The 2,057-nt window shown below is 49.6% G+C and carries 1 protein-coding gene; it reads right to left on the bottom strand.

Annotated elements, in window-relative coordinates; translation table 11 throughout:
- Positions 1-314 precede the first annotated feature (314 nt).
- The gene (locus tag AB1756_02225; protein ID MEW5806156.1) at positions 315-1,634 is read right to left on the bottom strand and encodes a transposase; all 1,320 of its coding nucleotides are present in this window, start codon (positions 1,632-1,634) and stop codon (positions 315-317) included.
- Between the last annotated feature and the right edge of the window lie 423 nt (positions 1,635-2,057).

Below are 2,057 nucleotides of genomic sequence, written 5' to 3'. Positions count from 1 at the left end.
CGTTATTTTCTCTCCATCAGCCCCCAGACCATGGATCCATTGCTGAATCTCTTCCTTATTCTGATTTCAACAAAGTTTTACATTCTACCAGATGAAAGCTTGCATCAACAAGATCATTCCATCTGGAGGCTTTCGAGAAATTGCCTTTTTCCAGAAATTGGAAACACAATTTTCATGATTTGCTCGCTGGAGATTGTCTTTTTCCCTCTCAGAAAGCGTCGATGTCTATATGACGCTCTCTTTTTTCACTTTAATCCTGTTCAGAAGAAGACTCCTCCATCTCTGCATGCACAATAGCGGTACCGTGATCCTGGTTATGCGGCTTGCTTGATGAGAGACCTCAGGTCCTCCCTCTGGTTTCTCCTGATCCTCGCTAATGCCATGGACAGCATCACCACCAGAGCTAATCCGGCCTTCAGCGTCATCTTCGCTTTCCCCCTCACAAAATGGCGCTCAAAACCAAACGATCCGTCAATCCGGCTGTTCACTCGTTCCACGGCCGTTCTGCCGTTGTAGATCCGTTGCCACTTGTAGCTGCTCCTGGCGATGGGCACGAAGATCCGCCGGTCCGTCGCAAGCGCGATTCGCACGATCTTCCCTTTCCCCTCTTTCGAACAGACCGCATATCCCCTGCATTTCACCCCATAGGCCGATGCGGGACATTTGTATTTCAAACTCTCTCTGTCTCTCTCAAACCCGGAGAAAGCCATCTCATGCCGCTCATCGCTCACCGGACAGTGACAGTAAACCGTTACCTTGTAGTCATACACAATGTTGTCGGCCTCGTCCGTGCGGAGAGGCTTTGTCTCTTCTCCATCCTTCCATTGATTCCGTATGTCGATGACCGGTTTGATCCCATACCGATCATAGAGGATCTCTTCGTGAGGTCCGCTGTCATAGGCCTTATCCCCGGCAAGCGTCTCCATCCCTTCCCCAAAATGCTTCTCTTGAGCTTCTTCCACCATCGGCAGCATCTCATCGATATCTCCTCTCGTCGCTTTCGTCACCCGGTATCCCACCGGCAACTCATACGTCGTGTCCACCAGCAGGTGGAGCTTATAGCCAAACCAGGACAGAACCTTTTCCCAGACACTCCCATCCGCTCTCTTCCCCCGATACGTCTTATGCCCCCAGTCCGCCTCAGGATCTGAGCTCTCCTCAGGGTTCTTCTTCCCACAGGCATAGCTCTCTATCTTCTTACTATCGATGGCCAGGTTCCTGCCAAAACCGGGCAGTTCCTTCTTCAGCTCCTCGATCAAGCCATCGAACATCCGATCGATCTCCTGCTGCCTCTTGAGCAGCTTCTTCAAGAGCGACGAATAGGCATCTTTCGAGGGGACTGCCTTTTCCCCTCCTAAGGGCTCAAAACCGCACACCTCTCTGAGCTCCCCATTCCTCCTCAGCTCTCGCCGCAGCGCTTCGATCGAGGGATGTTGATAGACTATCCCCGCAAGAATGCTGTTCCACACCGCCCGGATCGGATAATCATCTCGCCGTCCCTTCCTCTCCTCTTCCAGCATCTTCATCAACTCCTCATCCGGGAGAACCTCCAGCACCATCGTGAGGCGCTCTAACTCCCCACTCGTTTCTACATCCTGCCATCTGAATATTTTTTGTTGTATAATCTTGGCCACGGGTACGATTTCTCCTTTCTTGTTCTATTTCTCATGAATCAAATTATACAAGAAATGGAAGTCGTACCCTCTCTCTTTTTTGGGGTGAATATTGAGATTCTTTCTATCGATAGAGCCTTGTCATCAATCTTTTCAAGGTTGTTCCTGGGGGAATCTCTTTCTTAGATTATCTGCAAGGCAAGATGTTTCATGAGGTTAGAAATTTCTCTATTTGCTCGGTATTATATCGTTTCTATATAACTCCCCACCCTTGAAATCCTCACAAACTGTCCATCGGGCTGCGAACGCCCTTCCCACCGCGATTCAGAACATGGGTGTAAATCATCGTCGTCTTGACGTCCTTGAGGCTTAGGAGCCTGTCGGAATATTATATTTTTCACTAAAATGAAGTTCACTAGCGACCATGGCCATCCACAAGAGGAT

The organism is Acidobacteriota bacterium (genome assembly GCA_040752675.1).
GTDB lineage: Bacteria > Acidobacteriota > Polarisedimenticolia > JBFMGF01 > JBFMGF01 > JBFMGF01.
Note: the sequence above shows the minus strand (reverse complement) of the source record. Positions and strands in the feature narration are given on the sequence as shown.